The organism is Robinsoniella peoriensis, assembly GCF_000797495.1.
In the GTDB taxonomy this organism is placed as follows: domain Bacteria; phylum Bacillota; class Clostridia; order Lachnospirales; family Lachnospiraceae; genus Robinsoniella; species Robinsoniella peoriensis.
Map to the genome: position 1 here is coordinate 366,682 of NZ_JTGN01000001.1, position 17,777 is coordinate 384,458.

Consider the following 17,777-nt stretch of genomic DNA (forward strand, 5'->3'; position numbering starts at 1 on the left):
CATTCTACAATGGAAAGAGGAGGGATGACTGCTATGAAAAAAGAACTGCCCTATTTTAATATTGGAGACTCTTTTGGCGGTAACCAGGACTGGTTCCACAATTTTCTCATGCACATGGGCGGATGTGCTGCTGCTACAGCCTGTGACAGCTGCATTTATTTCGCACTGCACCGGGATGTCAGGGATCTCTATCCCTTTGATGTGAGCCATATAACCAAAGAAGACTATGAAGCTTTTGCCATGAAGATGAAACCTTATCTTCGTCCAAGAGCCGGAGGTATAAAAAAACTGACAATTTATATGGACGGTCTTTGTAAATACCTGCAAAGTCTGGGAAAAGGAGATTTTATCTCCATGGAAGGATTTTCCGGAGATCATTCTTATGACGAAGCAGCTTCTTTTATTATTGCCCTTATAGATCAGGGATACCCTATTCCCTATCTTATGCTGAAGCATACAGACTGTAAATTTAAAGATTTTTCCTGGCACTGGTTTTTGCTTGTTGGATATGAACAGTCGGAATCCGATGTACTGGTAACAGCTGCTTCCTATGGTAAAGCAACTGTTTTTTCCCTCCGTGAGTTATGGCATACCGGCTATGAAGAAAAGGGCGGAATGATCCGGTACCAACTGAATAATCCGGTATAACTACTTTCCCTGATATCAAAATCGCAGCATCGTCACAGTTTGTGGGATATTTATCCCGGATGAAGGGCGCGTAGAGGGCTACGTAACCTGAATCCGGGGCAAATATGCCGTAAAGTGGTTCGTGCAGATGGCGGGAATGAACTTTCAGACACGCTGTAGTGCTAGCATCCAGACTCCGTCTGTAACAAATGTCCTTTCACCACAGGCTGAATGGTCCGTCCGATCAGATAATAAAACAATTCCGGATTTACCATCCCTCTCAGATTATTAATTATCAGATTATCTGCAGGCATAGCTGCAAATGAATCCAGGCCTTTTAAAATGACATCTTTACCCGGCGCTTCATCCCAGCGAATTTCCACTTCTTCGTCCTGAAAGTAAAATTTCACTTCCCGCCTTACTGCTTCTTCTAAAAAGGTAATCCAGATCCGCAATACCCTGCGGTTTTCTTCATCTGTTGTAAATCTGCCTTCTGCCCCAACCAGATACTCTTCTTCATGGAACTTTACCGCCGTGGTTCTGGCCCCATGAAACCCGATTTCAATCTTATGGCTGTCAGAACCCTCTTGTATTTCCAAATAAAATTTCCCATTATCCAGGGAAAATCCCATCTGCGTAATGCCCTCAGAATAGTTATTATGCATCACCTGAATGATTAACGGCGCCAGTCCCACATGTTTTTGTTCCATCCCGTAAACTCTGCCGGCTGCCCATTGTCTGTCATCCTGTGCAAGCTTCTGCCTTGGCAGTCTTCTCTGCTTCTGTATACGGCGGTGTTTCCATCCACCTTTTTCAATCAGCGGAAGATCCGTTCCTGCTCCTCCCAGTGACTTGCGGATACTTAAAAGTCTGGAATAATTGGCATTTTCTTCTGCAGTGACGCTTACCTTATTCTCAGCCGGGGTAAAATCATTTTCAAAATACCTGCCAATCACATCCATTAGTGTAGATTTCTGGAAGAGTTCCCTGCTTCCCGCATGGACTACAATCACCATTTGAAGATCCGGATAAACTATCACATTCTGTCCCAGCATCCCATTAAAGAGAAAACTTCCCGGTCTCCCTCCCATCCATATCTGATAACCATATCCATAACCACCTTTTTCCGGCGGCGTATCTACCTGTTTCGTTGTAGATTCCTCCACCCAGGCAGCCGGAATTATCTGGCGGTCATTCCATTTGCCCTCCTGAAGGTACAACTGTCCAAGCTTGGCAGCATCCTCCGGCATGAGGAAAAGTCCCCAGCCCCCCTTCGTTATCCCTTTCGGACAGGTTTCCCAGAAAAACTTTGTAATTCCCAGTGGTTCAAAAAGTCGCGGCGTCAGATATTCCGTCAGTGTCTCCCCCGTTATTTCCGTCACAATGGCGGACAGCATATAAGTATTCATACTGTTATAGTCAAACACTGTACCCGGTGTTCCTTTTACGGAAGACTCCAGAAAACTTTTCGCCCATTCATTTCCAGCCAGTGCCCCAGCCTCATTGTAGACAACACCGCTGGACATAGTGAGCAGATTGCGAACCGTAATATTTTTCTGACGGAATAATCCCAGTATATTTTTCTTCTCGAAAATATCGTGAACCCGGTCATCCAATTCCAGCCTGCCTTCTGCAATCAGCATTCCCACTGCCATTCCGGTAATGCTCTTGCACATGGAGTGAGTGATATGCCACATCCCCTGAATGTAGGGTGCAAAACTGGCCTCTCCTATGACATAACCATTTCGCAGTATCATAATATGATGCATATTGATCCCGTCATTTCCTGCCAGTTCCTCCAGCAGATCCCCAATCATTGCAGATGAAATTCCCTGTGTTTCCGGAATTGCCCTCTGAAATGCCTGTTCATAGGGTGCTTCCCCTGAAAAAGGTATCTTCTGCGGAGCAAATTCAACTTTACTACGATCAGTTTTTCCATTTATTAAATTCCAGATTAGTTCAAATACAGCCATCTGTTCTTTCGTCATTATGTATCCCTCCGTTTCAGAGTGTGTCTGAAAATCCCGGTTATAAAATTCCGTTTCAATTCGGGCAATTTTTCAAACAGACTCTATCTCTTAAATGCTGCTAAGTAAGCATTGCACAACAATTCACTAAGTTACCTACTCTATGATTATAGTATGGATAAACCTTATATACCACCTTCAAAAATAATATTTTCCAAAAGAAACTATAAAATTTTTATATGCATATTCTAAAAAATATTTTCCAAACACCATAACTGATGTTATAATCTTCCTTATGACATTTATAGAAGCTGGAGGATTACTTTCATGTTTGGTACCGGTACACTAATCAACACCATCGCCGTCATTGCCGGAAGCGGAATCGGCATTTTCCTGCACAAGGGTATAAAAAAAGAACTGCAGGCTTCTCTCATGTGTGCCTGCGGAGTTGCTACCATATTCATAGGTATCAGCGGCACATTACAGGGAATGCTGCAGTTTCAAAACGGCATGATCGAAACCAAAGGAAGCATGTTGCTGATCTTTTCCCTGGTTCTTGGCTGCCTGTTCGGGGAAATCATTAATTTGTTCTGCACTTGCCATTTTGGTATATGAAGGATGCATCACACTGGTGGCGCACTTCGCGGGATATTTTGTAGCAGAAGAACTGATTGCCAATCTTTCGTATATTGGATCCGCACTGATATTCTGCGTAGGAATTAATATTGCATTTGGCAAGAAATTCCGGGTGGGCAATATGCTGCCCGCCTTAATTATCCCAGTCCTTTATGCAGTCATTTCCTAATTCCAAACCCGAGAAAAACTTATGCCATGATACCTAAAAGCGCAGCGGCATTCCGGTAAAAAACTTTATCCGCAGCATCTTCTTTACCGGAAAACGCTTCCTTGCAAAGTGCAATCGAGGATTCTGCTTCACCAAACGGATAATCCGTCCCAAACAGAATCTTGTCCTCTCCCATCAATTCAACTAATTCTTTTATAACCTCAGTTCCCTTAAACGAGGTGTCGGTATATACATGCTTCCATTTATGTTTTCTAACTGCATCCGCCAGTTCCAGATACTCTTTTCCACATTCTCCACCCGCATGAGCCGGAATTAAAATATACTGGGGATACCGTTCAATCAGCGCAAGCATATAATGAAGGGCTCCATACTCCTTTGGTGCAATATTCTGATAGGGACTGCCCGGTTTATAATAATCATTTACCCCGCAATGTGCAGTTACCGGAAGCTTTAAATCTCCAAAAACCTCAACCGCAGCATAGGTCCGCTTATCCGTTAATTTTACGTTTTGCAGAATCGGATGAAGTTTTAATCCCCTTGCTCCCATCCTGATATCCTCTCTTAGTTTTTCCTGCATTTCTTTCACTGGAAGAGAGAAATCCGGGCTGGTAAATGGAAGAATTTTGGGCTCTAGTTTTGATGCTGCAAGCGTTTCTTCAAAACTGGTATTGGGAAGAACCGGCAGAGATACCATATAATCCATTCGATTACGTTCTATCTCCTCCCGGACAGACTGTAAACTCCCTTTTTCCCAGATACGGAATTGTCCTGCATCAATTAAAGTATTTAAGGCATCCGGATCATCTGCGATAAGCGGTGCCTGGTAACCTCCTTCTCCCAGTTCTTTGAAAGGGTCCTTATATTTTGGTAAATGCTGTGGTGCTTTAAAGCTTATATTCTTATTCTCATGAAAGATGTCACCTAAATGTGTATGGAAATCTATAATTCTTGTTCTCATCAATCCTAAGGATACCGGCAGATAAATTTATCAGACAGTATCATCCTTTCATAATACATAATATACTTACTGTATATCTTGTACTGCCACCATCCGATTTATACATTTATGCTCTTCCCACTAACTTTTTTACATACATATTTTTCTTTCCATCAACTTTTTCATATATTTTTCTTTCCATCAACTTTTTCGCTTAACAATCTTGCAAAAACAGAGACAGAAAAAACTGCTGCTTATCCTTATAACAACGCCCATAACGAACAGTGAGGCAGCTTCTGCCACCTCACTGTTCGTTATATTATGACCTTGTATTTTACTGATTCAATCTGCCGAATCTTTTCAGAAACATTGTTTTTTCTATAGCTTTATAAGCTTTTGCCCAATTTTCACTGACTGCAAATTCTTTTGGGTATTTTTCATAGTTTTCAAACCAGGACCAGGATATTGGCCATACATCATTCTGCGGCAGTGTATCTACCAGAAAATCCAGTTCTGTTTCCACAATATCCTTATTATCTAAATAAAATATACTATCTTTGGATTTTATATAATCTGATGGTCGATAACCATAAGATGGCCACTGCGCAGGATCTCTCTGAATAGATTTATTCACTACTTCTTTCAGTCTGTTTTCTAATCTGTCATAATCATATCGATCTAATTGCACATTTTTCATTGCACTTACTAAGGATATATATCCATTGGGGCCCATGTCTCCCAGATTTTCATCAGTCAATCCATCGATCAATCTTTTTGTCATTTCCAAAACCTGTGCATAAATGGACGATTCCGGATAGTGTTCAATGATAAATGCACAAAACCTTAAAGCAATCCCTCTGCTTTCTATTTTGTTATATGCATCATCATAATTATAGAAACTGGCATGTGGATATTCCTCGTTGGAAGGAACTGTAAAAATCCATCCATCCGGAAAATTACTGTGGCATTCCAGATACTTTATAATACCTGCATAAATTGGATGCTGGATATCATCAAACTCGATTTCCTTCAGTATCTCCAAAACATAATATGTCCCATAAGGTAAGGAGTTGGTATTCCAGTTGTCCGGGTCAATCCCATTCCCAAAACCACCATCCTCATTTTGAAAATACATAATTGCATTTACTATCTCTTCCTTACTACCGTTTGCAAAATAATAATTCCATCTTGTCATTTCCAGTTCCCTTGCATTTCTATGCATCCATACTTCTATGTGATTCTTATCTGCTTTCTTCATATTTATACCTCCTGCATATCACAGGCCTGCCTGCGGTGGTGCCTGTCCCAATTCAACCAGGGCTGTACATCTGTTGTATAGTTACAAAGTTACATCTGGTTCTCAGACATTTGCTGATGCGCCTCTTACCTCTATATATTATATTTTATTCCATTCTCATTTTCTTGTAAAAAAGCGACATCCTTTAATGCGAGATTTTTGGCCTCCTGAATTGACATAGAGTGAAAACGTTTAAAATCATGCAGTAAATGAGACTGATCCGTATAATGATATTTAGAAAGGGCATGTAATACATCAAATTTTCTGTATTTCACTATATCATTCCACAAATATTGATACCGGATTATAGAAGATAATTGTTTTGGGGATATTCCGATATTCTCTTTGAATAACCGTTCTAACTGTCTGCTGCTGATATGAACTTCTCTGGCAAGCTGCAAGGTCTTTATATTTCCTTTATTCAGGAAAATTTCAAATAATGCATCTGTGACGATATGATTTATGCGTTCCGGATGGTAATTTTCCAGCAGATAATTTTCTGCAATCGCTTTGCGCTGCGTCAGGCTGTCTGTGTCAAACAATCTGTTTTCCAGTAATTTCTTTAATTTAGAAAAGTAGTATCCTACATCACAAAACATATTTTTAGCATCAACCATAGACTCTTCGGAAAATAAAATTACTGCCCAGGCATAAAAACGAATTGCAAATTTAGATATTCGTTTTTCAGTACCAGGCTGTGAACATATTTGAAAAGAACTGTTATTTATCCCGGAAAAGTTATTTTTAAGTTTATTATCTGTATAATCTATGTCAAACATAATATCCATACATGTATCGGGTGTCACGATGCTGCTGACAGCCATATCGCTTTTTGGCTGTATAATCGGTCTCTCTGTCCCCCAAAAGCACCTGATATAGGGTTTTAAAGCATCACAAGGCTCTATTTCAATATATGTTTCATCCTTTTTGAAAGGGGTGGCTGTTAATGGTTTATATATTTGATAAAATTCCATTTTTCTCCTTGTCTCATACGCAAATATATTGGAACATGTTATGTCCAGAATTTTATGACGATAATGAACATACCTGGTATATATATTACCACATTAGCCACACCTGATAAACTAAAAAGTGTTTTACTTGAAGGTAAATAAAAGAGCTGATTACTGCTTATGAAGATGACTCTGCATTGCTTTAACAATAAAATCGGATGCACCTGCTCCATATTTATCATCTGTAATTTTTCTTATGGCATCCTGTGAATAACTTTCTATCACCATATCCCAATATCCTTCGCCCATATCTACCTCAAAACCAGTCACCTTGAACATATCCATGATTTCACAAAGTATGTCCTGTATTTCATCACAAGCCGGATCTTTGGTTAAGTCTGCGGTCAATTTTTCATATAAATCATTATTTGTTTTCAGAATGTCATCTTTCTTTTCCTCAAGTACTTTCATTTGCTCCATTATTTCTGAAAAATGCTCCAGGTTGTATTTCATCGCTTCCGTATATTTTTCAACACTTCCAAATTGTTTAATTGCTATCGGGGCTAAGGTTGTCTGGTCGTCTTTCACTTTTTGAATGAACTCATTAAACTTTTCCAAACTGCCCCAATATTTAATAACCTCCTCTGTCTTTTCTTTTTTAAACTGCTCCAAGGCATCTATATATTCACTCAAATCAAATTCTTTAAAACTCATACACTGTTCCCCTTTCTCCAGTTTACCCAGAAGTTCTATCAGTTTGTCCAGCCGATTACGTTTTAAACTTAGTAATTTCTTTTGTTTTTTATACGCTTCGATTTTGTCAAACCCGGGATCTTCTACAAATTCTTTGATTTCCCTTAACTTAAAATCCATTTCTTTAAAAAATAAAATTTGTTGTAATCGCTCTAAAGCATCATTATTATATAACCGATAACCGGATGATGTTACTTCGCTTGGCTTTAAAAGTCCAATTTCATCATAGTACTGCAATGTGCGTATACTTACTCCTGTCAATTTAGCAATCTGGCTTATCGTTCTCATAGTTATATCAACTCCTGGAAATAATTAAGAAATAGTATAGAAATAATTTGCCGGCGAATATTTCTCTCTATTCTTATCTTAATATTACACTATCACGTTGCGTGAAAGTCAACACTATTTTTGAATTAATCAGGATAACCGGACGCTTATCTTCCTCCTTCAGTAAAAGCAGAACCTTCCGCCTGACCCAAATGGACAATGGTACTTGCATGCAGTGAGATGCCATGCTCCTCAATCAGCTTCTTAACTGTTTCCAGTATGAAATCCACTCCCAGTGAATCACTGAGCACAAAATCAAAAAGATGCCTTAGAAACGTCACAAAATACGCAGCGCCTCAAAGACATCTCTGTTCAGTTCTTTGGTGTGCGGGGACCTCCCTTATAGGTAATGGTCACTGCAACATTTGCTATTTTAATATATCCGTTTTCATTGGGACTTCCTGAAGTTTCAAATTCCAGATTGCTGGGTGTGCCTACCAGTCTCAGATAACCGCTCACGGCAGGTGCCGGTTCCGACTCCGCCGGTACTCTGGATAGCAGCAGCGCCGTGGCCGGTGTACTTTGAACTGCATTTTCCCGGTTGAGCAGTATATCAACCCCAGGTAACTCATAGGGCAGCGTCACTATATCAACCATAACATCCGCATTGGAATGATTGCAGACCGTAACTCTGTTATTACTGCCATCAAATCCGTGGGGCAGCCAGTCATACACAATGCTGGAATAGCGGTGTTCATCCGGATCCCACATCTTCCCGATCGAGTATTCAAATTCCATGCCGCCCCAGGTAATATCAACTTTATAAACGGCACCATCACCGCCTTCCAGTACTCTGGTCTGTACATCCAACTCGGCTGTTCCTCCCGATGTCAGCTGTGTGGTCTGATCCGGTAATATCTTACTGTTCCCCACAACGGCATAAGTAGACAGACGTCTCGTATGTATGGTAAGAATGGTTTCCCCGCTTTGACTGTCTTTTGCATACTCAAAGTATTCGGTCTGGTCGGTAGGATCAGCCACCGGCCCGTCTGGAATCAACTCGGCTGCACCGTTGTGATAGCGGTATACTCTGTATCCGCTCCTTTGGCCAATCTCCGGAGAAAGCGTAATCTGTACTTGCACGGTATTTGGTATCTGATTCAGCCCGGTTACGATTGCCTTACTGTCCGACTGTTTTTTTACCGATTTCGTCACACTGAAATCATAAAACTTAATCACTTCTCCCTGAGCCAGTTGAATAATATCAGAAGCCCCCTCATCCAATTCTCCGGCATCACGGGCTGACATGGTCAGAATTATTTCATCACTATCCATATCGTCTGCCGTAACACCGTTTCTGGCATCCTCCACCTGCTGCTCATAGACCCTTCGCAAATCATTGCTGTCCATTACAACCGTTTCTGTGGCATTATCCACAACCGTAACCTGTTTCGACCGGTTCCACGTAGCTGACAAAACGAGAGCTGTATCGTATGATACAGCACCTATAACCAGACCTTTTGATGCAGTCAGACTGTTGTTGATTCTCCATCCAAAGAACTCGTAACCTTCTCTGGCAGGATCTGATACTGCAGTGGTCTTTCCATAAGTATGCGTAATAGGATTGTCTGTTCCAGAGGATGCCTGTTCCATATTTTCATATATTATCTTATAGGTTCTGACCTGCCACGCTGCATAGACAGCAGACGTCTCTAAAAAATCACAGGAATTTAGAGCCTTACCCGACTCATCATAATATCTTTTCCCCTGACCATTCGCCTTTTCATAATATCCCTGGAACGAATATCCTCGTCTGACCGGGATTTCTATTTGGGGCATGTTCTCTCCATATGGTACATAGATTTCTGATGTACCGGCTCCACCGCCCATAGGTCTTAGATAAATGTGCACACGATTGTCACCTGCTGCCAATACAGTAACAGAGGTAAAAAAACACCCTGCTAAAATCAAAGCCAACGACAGCCGCCTGAAGTAGACTTTCATAGGATTCCCCTTTCTTGCTGTTTACCATGGCTGCAGTGTATTACCCAGAGAAATCACTCCCTTACTATAATAAGTTTCTGGTTCATAAGCATATACTTTTACATCCACTTCAATCGCTTCATTTTTTATTTTCTTTATAGGATCCAGCCGTTCCAGATAATAGCCCGGCTGAATCAGTCCGCTTTTATAAAGCACCTCACCATTTTTATCTACAATTTCACACAGCAGATTGACCCCGCTGTCTTCCGGATTGGTCAGATACTGCAGCACCGTTCCGTCTTCCTGCTGAAACAGGGTTCCCGATATATAAAATTTGAATGCCTGTGGAGCTTCGATTCCTCCGTAACTCATGTTGTTAGGAGGTGCCGGCACCCCTGCCTGAGCCGCCGGATCAAAATCCGGCGGAACAAAAACGGGCTTGTAGTTTCGGTTATAAACAACCACTCCTATGCATAAAAGAACCAGCACAATAAGGCTGATTTTAATTATTTTGTTTTGAATATGTCTTGTTTTTGGTCGTAAAGCCTGTTCACGCATTTTCATCCCGTCCCCCCTCTCTTATGCTGCTTTGCTCTATTCGCTTTTATAAATGCACTGCTGCCACCGACAATGCCCTTATAAAAACGGGCCCCGACTCTTGCCGGAGCCATGCCCTTATTGCAGCTAATATCCCTATACTTTGTCACGCCTTCCCTGTCACAGGCAGCGTATGCCGCTTTCGTTCTCACGCCGTCCAATACGCAAGAGGGAAAGCAGTGCTAAAGCACGTTTAAAATATGATCATATTAAAGGCAAACGTTCTTTTATACATACTATATCGTTTGTTTACGGAACCTGTGCTGGTGTGGGAGCGATGGTAACCGTGATCACGCCAACCTTCTTGAAATTATCAAGTTCTGCACCTTTGCCCTCATCCGGTGTTCCGCTGAATGCAAAATATGCTTCGGCCTTTGTCTCTGTACCTGCTGCAGCTGATCCACTGTTGTCAGCAGTTGGAAGCTGAACCTTATCAATGCTGTTTGTTACTGCAGACACTGTTCCAGCACTATAGGTGCCAGTCAATTTTTGGGAAGCGGTAACTGCATTTGCATTTGTAGCAAAGAAATTACCTACAACTGCATTGTCACTTATAGAGCTGGCATTAAATGGTGTTCCTGCAAGTGAAAAAGCAAGTCCTGCATCAATACCTCCATTAGAGTGATTGGTTATATCCAGTTTATTGTTCGTCCCATCAAGATATCCTGTCTCAGTCCACTCAGCCTGACCTGCCCCGCCGTTATATGTATGAGTGTCTGGATCCCAAACTCCGCTTCCGCTGGTGTACTCAAACTTCATAGCTCCCCAAGCCAAATCAACTTTGTAAACAATGGTCCCTTTATCCGTTACTTTAGCCCATACATTAATGTCGGTATTGTCAGCTGCTTCACCGTCAAAACCGTCATCCGTCGTAAAGTCAGCAGCACCTGATGCTTTAGAAATTGTGCCTGCACCTGTACTTGCCCCTGCCTCACCAGAACCTGCCGGAGAGGTGGCCTCTGCTCCTGTAGCTGCAAATGCAGTAATGCTCATAGAAGCTGTTAAACATGTAATAATTGCAATTTTTGCTAATTTTTTTAACATAATGATTCCTCCTAAATAAATTTAATTTTAGTGGACGGATATGACAACTGGAAGCTGCGATTCCAGCATTGCCCGTTCGTTGGTTTCGATGTCATAAAACATCAGATACACTATCGCGTTATATTCTCCTGGCGGGATAGCTGCGCCGTTTGGTTGTTCTACAAGCCTGAGGTTTTCAAGCTGATACCCGATCTGGATGGCACCCGATTCCGCAATAATCATGCGGTTAACTGCCGGGTCATAGTCAGGATTATCATCTAATTTCTTTTGGTCTTCCTCAGACCTGCCGGTACTGCCCATAATACGAATCGCCTGCTCATCGGTAAACTGCAGTTGGATCACAATATTGTGATTGGAGTTACCCGGATTCTTGAATCCGAATTTACATAGCCCCGTAGCAAGGTCTACATCTATATGTTCTTCAAACTGGAAAGACGCAAAATTTCCATCTGCATTAGGCTCAATGGTTTCTCCCGGTATGGGATCCTGGTCTGGATCATATGGTACCGGAGCAAAACTTGGTAAAATGATTGGATTCTTAATGAAGAATAACAGGAAAAGCAGAAGCAGTAAAACTGGCAATCCGAAAATCCATGGAATCACAAGAAAGGTAATCTTTCCCGCTGCATAGCTGTGGAAAATTCTGCCGCTGTTTCTTCCTGCGAGACCACCGTAGCTTCCCTTTTTGCCGCTGAGCTCTATGATTGCGGCACAACAGCCGATAACAGCATCAGCCTCACATATTGCGGCGATACCGCCTGCCACATTCCCACCCTTGATATGGCAGTCCACTGTGAGGTTATACACCTCTCCATTTAGAAATCCAAAAAATCCTTTATTTTCTGTCTCTTTGCTTTTTATTACAAAGTTTTTGACGGTATATCCGGCACCGTCAAACACCCCATGGAATGGTAAAGTTCGTTCTCTGCCTATGGGTGTCCATTCCCTGCCACCCAGATCAATATCGTTGATCAGTTGGATATAGGCCGAAGCCAGCGCTCTATCTCCCTCATTGATTTTTTTTGCCAAATCAAAAAGTTCTTCCGGTGTGGATATTTTTACAATATCTTCAGCCGTCGTTGTTGACTGGGCTACCTCATAGAACCAATGCTCTGCCTGGAAGCGAAGGAGCGGTTCCGCTCCTGTATACTCCCATACAACTTCGGTATCAAATCCAAGCTCCTGTGCTTCTTTTTCACTTTGTACGGTTTTCAGCCGCTGACCGTGGTGAGGATCACATAACTTTTGCAGCTTTTTGCTGCCCTCTTTTTCACTGTGAAAAAAATAGCAGGAATCCTCAGCATTGTTGTTGCCTGAAAAACCACCTGTCATGGTTTTATTGATTTTACACATAGCCAGGCTTTTTCGAATTATACCTGCATTTTCCCCTGCAAAACCTGCACTCATCTGCTTTTTTGCATTGAGTTTTATATAACTGTAAGAATTTTCAATCGTCCCGTTGTTAAACGCAGCAAACCCACCAACGTAACCGGTGTTTTTTTGCATTTTTTCACCTCTCCATTATATTATAGTAAATCCTTTTAGCTCTTGGGAGTCAACCCGCCGCTTTCATCCGGTGTAACTGTCATAGTGATTACACCCACTTTAGTAATCGTTGTTTCCTGCCCGGTTGCCGGTGTTCCTCCCGGAAGATTTTGTGGTGTACCTGACAACCAAAGATATGTATCAACACTGGATGGCGTTGCATTTTCTGCTGCAACTTTGGGAATATAATACGGGTTTACTGCATCACTGGTGTCAGCATTAACAGCTTTAAACTTTACATCCACTCCCTCCAGCTGCCCTGTCTCCTTCACTATGGTAAAGTTTGCAAAAACATCTGCGTTAGAGTGATTTGTGGTTGTGATTTTGTTGTTTCCATTCAGAAAACTCTCATCCGACCATTTGTAGGAAGCTCCGGTATACATATGGTTATAAGGATCCCACTCTTTTGCTATGGTAAAATCAAACACCATACTTCCCCATGAAATATCCATTTTGTAGACTGCCTCCAGACCTTTTTGTGAAATACGTCCCTGGACATCAATGTCAGAAGTGGCATCAGCCATATTACCGTTGTAGGAAGGAGACGGAGTCATAACCTTTTCTCCTGCAGCAATGGCAAAGGTGGAAAACATCCGGGTATAAACAATGAGATTTCCATTTTCTATAGTATAGTACTCACTGTCTCTTGGATCACTGCTGATCTGATGAATCTCCTCAACCGGATTGTTTTTATCCATGAAAGTGTGATAACGGAAAACCGAATAACTGGCCTTATCTGCCAACTCTCCGGTAAGCGGAATGGAAACTGCAATCCGCACCGGTATTTCTTTCAGGGTCGTTGTTGTCGGTGTCCCACTCAGAGATGTAATGGTTTTTTCCACTTTTGCATCGAAAAACTTCACGATCTCTCCCTGGGCTGCCTCTTTGATTTGTGTCTCTCCCGCAGGACTGCCAACGGTATTTGTTACCTTGAGGGTCAGTTTCACAGATGCATTGTTTGACATTTCATCTGAAGTCACTCCCGCAGCAGCATCGGTAACAGGATTTTCAAAGACTTTGTTTAGATCTGCTTTATTTTCCGAGGTATTGGCCTGCAAATCCACTGTATCCTCAATTGATACATCCGTTTGTTTTTTCCAGTTTGCTGTCAGTGTAATATTATTTGTGTAGGAAGTTGCACCCAACACCAGATTTCGGTTCAGCGTATTTTGTCCGTTAACGGACCAGCCCATAAAGGTGTGCTCAGTTTTAGTTGGATCTGAAACAGTGGTTGCCTGCCCATAAGTATGCGTGCCAGGCTTACTGGAACCATAAGCCGCTCCACTCATTCCCTCATAAGTAATGTTGAACTGTTTTGGTATCCAGCGGGCATACAAGGTAAGATTTCCTGACATGGCCGTGGCTGTGTTTCGTGCACCTGTGCTGGTATAATACTGGTTTCCCCCTGAGGACGCAGTGTAATATCCAGTAAAGTCATAACCGTCTCTTTTAGGCGGGGTAACTGAACCCGGAAGAGAAGCTCCGCTGGTTACCGTAGCCGTGGTATTTGCAACTCCCTGATTGTTAAAAGTAAGTGTATACACATTTTGCTGCCACTGGGCATACAAGGTTCCATTGTAATTGCCGCTTCGGATGTAGCCGTTGCTGTCAATCATCCGGGTTCCGCCAGATGTTTGATTATAAAATCCGGTAAAAGTGTAACCGGACCTGGTGGGCGGGGTAATATAATTGGTGGAAGATGAGGAATTTGTATACAGCCAGTATGCAACATTGTTGTAATAGTAGTTCGATCCTCCTGATCCTCCATTTTTATTTAATGTTACCGTATTATAACTAGGGCCATCAATAAGAAAATTGTATGTAGTTTGAGCGGAACTGTATTTTGATGCAAAGCAATAGTAAGTCTGTCCTGCATAACATAAATATGACAGACTAAAATCCCTTCCACCGCCACTGTCATCATTATATACGAGGCTGTTATCCCTGGCGGTATCATTCCTATACCCGGTACTCGCAAGAGCATTGTACACTGAATTGTAACCGCTGGAATTCGTCAGATAAAAATATGGATCACCTTCCGTATTGCTGTAGGAGTAAAAACGATAATATCCTGTCACACTTGGAGTAAAGGTAAACACATCCCCCGCCCAGTGAGAAGGAAAATTACAGTTCTTTACACTTCCGGCACTGATTGAATAAGAAGATAATCCCGCAGCAAATGCTGTTAAAGGGAAAATTGCCACCATTATAATAACTGCCGTCAGAAATGCAATGCTCCTTTTTCTATTTTTTTTAATCATTTCACCATCTCCTTTTTTCTATTTTGTAAAATCACCATTTGAATAGCAGCTATATCAGATATATATCTTTTTCCAATCTGATTGCATCTCATTTTTTATATCGTCCGATTGCACGCTTTTAAAATGCCGATTGCTAAATCTATTATAAAACAGCTTCCGCAAGCAAACCGCAAGCAAAACCCCCGAATTATGATCCATTCGGGGGTTTTACTTTAAATAAACTGATATGCAATTTTACAATAGATTTACATTATCTTTTTTATCCGGTTCTCCAGATATCCAACGGTTGTTTCTGCCCATGAATACTGGGTCATATATTGTCCCATATACAGCTTAAATGCTGCTTCTTTATGGTTGAGCAAATGGTAAAAATCACAATCAATTTTCTCAGTATCCACAGCAAAACTATTTCTGGTCTTTATAACGATATCACCGGCATTGATATTCCCCAGAGTCTTCATAAGATCTGAAATCAGATTGCGGAACTGGCTGCGCATAGCAGGGGTATCTTCTTTATCTTCCCACAATATCGCACACAGTTCTCCTGTATTTGCACTGGCACCTTTGCGATCCACCAGATATGCAAAAAGTTCTTTTGTTTTTGTATAGCGGAATTTCAGCGGTTTTTCCCCGGCAAAAACTTCAAAACTGCCAAATGTCTGTACCCGTATCAGGGGCGCTGTTTTAATTGAGACGGGATGCCGCAGATTATTCAGCTCTACCCGCAGTTCTTCTGCCCGGACAGGTTTCATCAAATAACCGCTGGCATGAAGTCTAAGAGCCTCCATCGTGTATTTGGAATAGCCGGTTACAAAAATAATGTTAACCTGTGGGCAGAGGGCTTTACATTTTTCAGCCAGCGCCAATCCACTGTAACCATCCAATTCAATATCCAAAAAGGCAATATCTACTTTGTTGTCTGCAAGAAACGCAAAGGCCGCATCCGCTTCTGTAAACGGCGTAACATCTGCGTCCGGCTCTGTCTCCCGCAGCACCTTGATAAAGCTATTTAATGCCCGGCGTTCATCATCAACGGCAATTATTTTCATATGCCTCTGTCTCCTTCTGTGGTAAAATAATTTTCGCTTTGGTACCGGCTCCACGCTCACTTTCAATCAAGAGTGAGCCTTCACACTGCATGGCCAGGCGATCCCGTACATTATCGATGCCGACATGGGTTCGTCCGTCTGTCTTTGTTTCATACACATCAAATCCTACACCGTCATCCGTAATATCAATAACCACATCATTTCCAATTTTGCGGCTTTGTATCACCAAGGTGCCTCCTCCTTTCTTTTTGGTAATGCCATAACGCACGGCATTCTCAACAATCGGCTGCAAAGTCAGGGGCGGCAGTCGGAAATCCATATATTCCAATGCCCATTCTACATTTAGTTTTTCTTCAAAACGTATTTTTTCCAAATATAAATAATCTTTCACATGCTCGATTTCTTTTCTGAAAGGAATTAGTCTGGTGTCTGCCAGCGAGTCCAGATTCCCCCGTAAAAAATATGCAAAATGCTCCAGTGCTTTAGATGCCATCTCCGGTTCCGTATCACACAAATCTTTGATTCCGGTCAATGAATTATACAAAAAATGTGGCTGTATCTGGGAAAGCATAATGGAAATGCGGCTCTTTTGCAATTCCAGTTCTTTCTCCATAATAGCGGTGTGAATTCTTTCGATCTCCAATTCCTTTTCACTAAGCTGATTGGCCTGCTCTGCCTGAATCAAGATATAAATACTGACTGCAACCAGAGTGTTAACCACGTGGAGAGATACTGCACCGTAAATAAAAATATGGCTGCCAGCAGCTGCCAGAGGCAAAACATAATATGCAGAAAAAGCGATTTTTTCCTTAATGTTCAGAATATGCCTAAACTTTATCACCATCCAAATGCCGGGAAGCATAGCCGCCATGCCTATGGCATTGGAAAGCCAGTAGAAATTTCCCCGATGATAAACATTAATCCCATCGATGAAGTAATACAGCGGCACAAACTGGGATATGAGCAATAAAACAATTCCTACGCCAATAATTAACCAGCATGTCTGGGCTTCTCTGGTTGCTGCTCCGCCCCGTTCCCCGATATATGCCGTAAAATAATTGATAAACGTACCAATCAGCAGGAAAGAAAACAAGAACATAAACAGATTGGAAGAACGGACCAGCAATTCTCCCCCTATCCCCTGCCATCCGTCAAACAGCCAGGAAGATATATTTGCAATCTGCAGGAAAATGTTACACAGCAGCATCTCTATGTACAATTTGTCCAGTCGGCTTTGCTTTTCACGATAAACAACCAGACATAGTATTATGATTAAAGAAATCAGCCCTCCAAAAGTCTGCAGCGCGGTATTCACAACTACTTGTATGTTCATAGAAATACTCCTTTACTATAAACGCTCCTAATATGATATTAATTTTCTCAATAAATCAATGAAGTTATTTTAGCATCTGTTAAAAAAAATGTAAAGAAATTGATATGTATGATCTTTGCAAAAATTGATATGTATGATCTTTAATCAGAATGACCGGATGGTATTCTGATTCAGAAAGTTCTGTAAAAATAAATAGTGTCTCCGGCACTTCAACTCCCCTGGGCTCAGTCATGATGAGTTAGGGGGGTGGACCATTATGAAGAGATATAATATCTATTACATCCGCGTCACGACCTTGATGACGATGAATTCAACGCAAGTCAAACTTTCTTATTACATGAAAATAAAGGGTACATTGC

General features: G+C 41.7%; 17 protein-coding genes and 2 pseudogenes. 4 read left to right on the plus strand and 15 right to left on the minus strand.

The features are described from left to right. Positions 1-33 precede the first annotated feature (33 nt). The gene (locus QR40_RS01570) at positions 34-648 is read left to right on the plus strand and encodes a hypothetical protein (RefSeq protein ID WP_044293046.1); all 615 of its coding nucleotides are present in this window, start codon (positions 34-36) and stop codon (positions 646-648) included. A 43-nt stretch (positions 649-691) separates the two neighbouring features. Here the strand turns inward: QR40_RS01570 and QR40_RS32930 are convergent. Then, positions 692-838: pseudogene (locus QR40_RS32930) on the minus strand (DUF6783 domain-containing protein); the annotation flags it as partial. On the opposite strand from QR40_RS32930, the gene QR40_RS33475 reads away from it, so the two are divergent. Then, entirely contained in the window at positions 770-919 is a 150-nt protein-coding gene (locus tag QR40_RS33475) for a hypothetical protein (protein ID WP_465231358.1), read from the plus strand. The pseudogene QR40_RS32930 and the gene QR40_RS33475 overlap by 69 nt on opposite strands. A 715-nt stretch (positions 920-1,634) precedes the next feature. Here the strand turns inward: QR40_RS33475 and QR40_RS33480 are convergent. Continuing rightward, positions 1,635-2,615 (minus strand): annotated as a pseudogene (locus QR40_RS33480) (serine hydrolase domain-containing protein); the annotation flags it as partial. A 306-nt stretch (positions 2,616-2,921) separates the two neighbouring features. On the opposite strand from QR40_RS33480, the gene QR40_RS32165 reads away from it, so the two are divergent. Continuing rightward, positions 2,922-3,209 carry a DUF554 family protein gene (locus QR40_RS32165; RefSeq protein ID WP_044293049.1) on the plus strand — a complete coding sequence of 96 codons (288 nt, stop codon included), beginning with the start codon at positions 2,922-2,924 and terminating at the stop codon, positions 3,207-3,209. After that, the gene (locus QR40_RS32170) at positions 3,199-3,399 is read left to right on the plus strand and encodes a DUF554 family protein (protein ID WP_044293050.1); all 201 of its coding nucleotides are present in this window, start codon (positions 3,199-3,201) and stop codon (positions 3,397-3,399) included. The genes QR40_RS32165 and QR40_RS32170 overlap by 11 nt, the downstream gene beginning before the upstream one ends. A 19-nt stretch (positions 3,400-3,418) precedes the next feature. Here QR40_RS32170 and QR40_RS01590 read toward each other — a convergent pair whose 3' ends face one another. The 13 genes from QR40_RS01590 to QR40_RS01640 form a co-directional block, all read right to left on the minus strand. Continuing rightward, the gene (locus tag QR40_RS01590) at positions 3,419-4,357 is read right to left on the minus strand and encodes an amidohydrolase family protein (RefSeq protein ID WP_044293051.1); all 939 of its coding nucleotides are present in this window, start codon (positions 4,355-4,357) and stop codon (positions 3,419-3,421) included. Between the two features lie 313 nt (positions 4,358-4,670). Further along, positions 4,671-5,594 (minus strand): prenyltransferase/squalene oxidase repeat-containing protein, encoded by a 924-nt coding sequence (locus QR40_RS01595; protein ID WP_044293052.1) that lies wholly within the window; start codon positions 5,592-5,594, stop codon positions 4,671-4,673. Positions 5,595-5,725: 131 nt separating this feature from the next. Beyond that, positions 5,726-6,607, minus strand: a complete 882-nt coding sequence (locus QR40_RS01600; protein ID WP_044293053.1) for a helix-turn-helix domain-containing protein — start codon at positions 6,605-6,607, stop codon at positions 5,726-5,728. 150 nt (positions 6,608-6,757) lie between these two features. Then, on the minus strand, positions 6,758-7,627 hold the full coding sequence (locus QR40_RS01605) for a MerR family transcriptional regulator (protein WP_044293055.1): 870 nt from the start codon (positions 7,625-7,627) through the stop codon (positions 6,758-6,760). Positions 7,628-7,773: 146 nt separating this feature from the next. Then, the gene (locus QR40_RS31640; protein WP_160295757.1) at positions 7,774-7,947 is read right to left on the minus strand and encodes a hypothetical protein; all 174 of its coding nucleotides are present in this window, start codon (positions 7,945-7,947) and stop codon (positions 7,774-7,776) included. A 31-nt stretch (positions 7,948-7,978) separates the two neighbouring features. Next, positions 7,979-9,610, minus strand: coding sequence for an InlB B-repeat-containing protein (locus QR40_RS01610; RefSeq protein ID WP_044293057.1), 1,632 nt, complete (start codon positions 9,608-9,610; stop codon positions 7,979-7,981). A 21-nt stretch (positions 9,611-9,631) separates the two neighbouring features. Then, entirely contained in the window at positions 9,632-10,153 is a 522-nt protein-coding gene (locus tag QR40_RS01615; RefSeq protein WP_027293609.1) for a hypothetical protein, read from the minus strand. Beyond that, positions 10,150-10,338 carry a hypothetical protein gene (locus QR40_RS31645; RefSeq protein WP_160295758.1) on the minus strand — a complete coding sequence of 63 codons (189 nt, stop codon included), beginning with the start codon at positions 10,336-10,338 and terminating at the stop codon, positions 10,150-10,152. The genes QR40_RS01615 and QR40_RS31645 overlap by 4 nt, the downstream gene beginning before the upstream one ends. 97 nt (positions 10,339-10,435) lie before the next feature. Then, the gene (locus tag QR40_RS29385) at positions 10,436-11,230 is read right to left on the minus strand and encodes a hypothetical protein (RefSeq protein WP_027293608.1); all 795 of its coding nucleotides are present in this window, start codon (positions 11,228-11,230) and stop codon (positions 10,436-10,438) included. A 27-nt stretch (positions 11,231-11,257) separates the two neighbouring features. Continuing rightward, positions 11,258-12,736: a hypothetical protein gene (locus tag QR40_RS01625; RefSeq protein ID WP_044293058.1), complete on the minus strand. Its 1,479-nt coding sequence runs from the start codon at positions 12,734-12,736 to the stop codon at positions 11,258-11,260. Between the two features lie 35 nt (positions 12,737-12,771). After that, the gene (locus tag QR40_RS01630; RefSeq protein ID WP_044293060.1) at positions 12,772-15,036 is read right to left on the minus strand and encodes an InlB B-repeat-containing protein; all 2,265 of its coding nucleotides are present in this window, start codon (positions 15,034-15,036) and stop codon (positions 12,772-12,774) included. A gap of 245 nt (positions 15,037-15,281) precedes the next feature. Further along, positions 15,282-16,085 carry a response regulator gene (locus QR40_RS01635; RefSeq protein ID WP_027293605.1) on the minus strand — a complete coding sequence of 268 codons (804 nt, stop codon included), beginning with the start codon at positions 16,083-16,085 and terminating at the stop codon, positions 15,282-15,284. Continuing rightward, the gene (locus QR40_RS01640; RefSeq protein WP_044293063.1) at positions 16,066-17,418 is read right to left on the minus strand and encodes a sensor histidine kinase; all 1,353 of its coding nucleotides are present in this window, start codon (positions 17,416-17,418) and stop codon (positions 16,066-16,068) included. Before QR40_RS01640 ends, QR40_RS01635 begins: the two co-directional genes overlap by 20 nt. Positions 17,419-17,777 lie beyond the last annotated feature (359 nt).

Excerpts from the sequence above, each read along its gene's own strand:
- QR40_RS01570 (WP_044293046.1), top strand. The coding sequence starts at position 34 with ATGAAAAAAGAACTGCCCTATTTTAATATTGGAGACTCTTTTGGCGGT.
- QR40_RS32165 (WP_044293049.1), top strand. The coding sequence starts at position 2,922 with ATGTTTGGTACCGGTACACTAATCAACACCATCGCCGTCATTGCCGGA.
- QR40_RS01590 (WP_044293051.1), bottom strand. The coding sequence starts at position 4,357 with ATGAGAACAAGAATTATAGATTTCCATACACATTTAGGTGACATCTTT.
- QR40_RS01595 (WP_044293052.1), bottom strand. The coding sequence starts at position 5,594 with ATGAAGAAAGCAGATAAGAATCACATAGAAGTATGGATGCATAGAAAT.
- QR40_RS01600 (WP_044293053.1), bottom strand. The coding sequence starts at position 6,607 with ATGGAATTTTATCAAATATATAAACCATTAACAGCCACCCCTTTCAAA.
- QR40_RS01605 (WP_044293055.1), bottom strand. The coding sequence starts at position 7,627 with ATGAGAACGATAAGCCAGATTGCTAAATTGACAGGAGTAAGTATACGC.
- QR40_RS01610 (WP_044293057.1), bottom strand. The coding sequence starts at position 9,610 with ATGAAAGTCTACTTCAGGCGGCTGTCGTTGGCTTTGATTTTAGCAGGG.
- QR40_RS01615 (WP_027293609.1), bottom strand. The coding sequence starts at position 10,153 with ATGAAAATGCGTGAACAGGCTTTACGACCAAAAACAAGACATATTCAA.
- QR40_RS29385 (WP_027293608.1), bottom strand. The coding sequence starts at position 11,230 with ATGTTAAAAAAATTAGCAAAAATTGCAATTATTACATGTTTAACAGCT.
- QR40_RS01625 (WP_044293058.1), bottom strand. The coding sequence starts at position 12,736 with ATGCAAAAAAACACCGGTTACGTTGGTGGGTTTGCTGCGTTTAACAAC.
- QR40_RS01630 (WP_044293060.1), bottom strand. The coding sequence starts at position 15,036 with ATGATTAAAAAAAATAGAAAAAGGAGCATTGCATTTCTGACGGCAGTT.
- QR40_RS01635 (WP_027293605.1), bottom strand. The coding sequence starts at position 16,085 with ATGAAAATAATTGCCGTTGATGATGAACGCCGGGCATTAAATAGCTTT.
- QR40_RS01640 (WP_044293063.1), bottom strand. The coding sequence starts at position 17,418 with ATGAACATACAAGTAGTTGTGAATACCGCGCTGCAGACTTTTGGAGGG.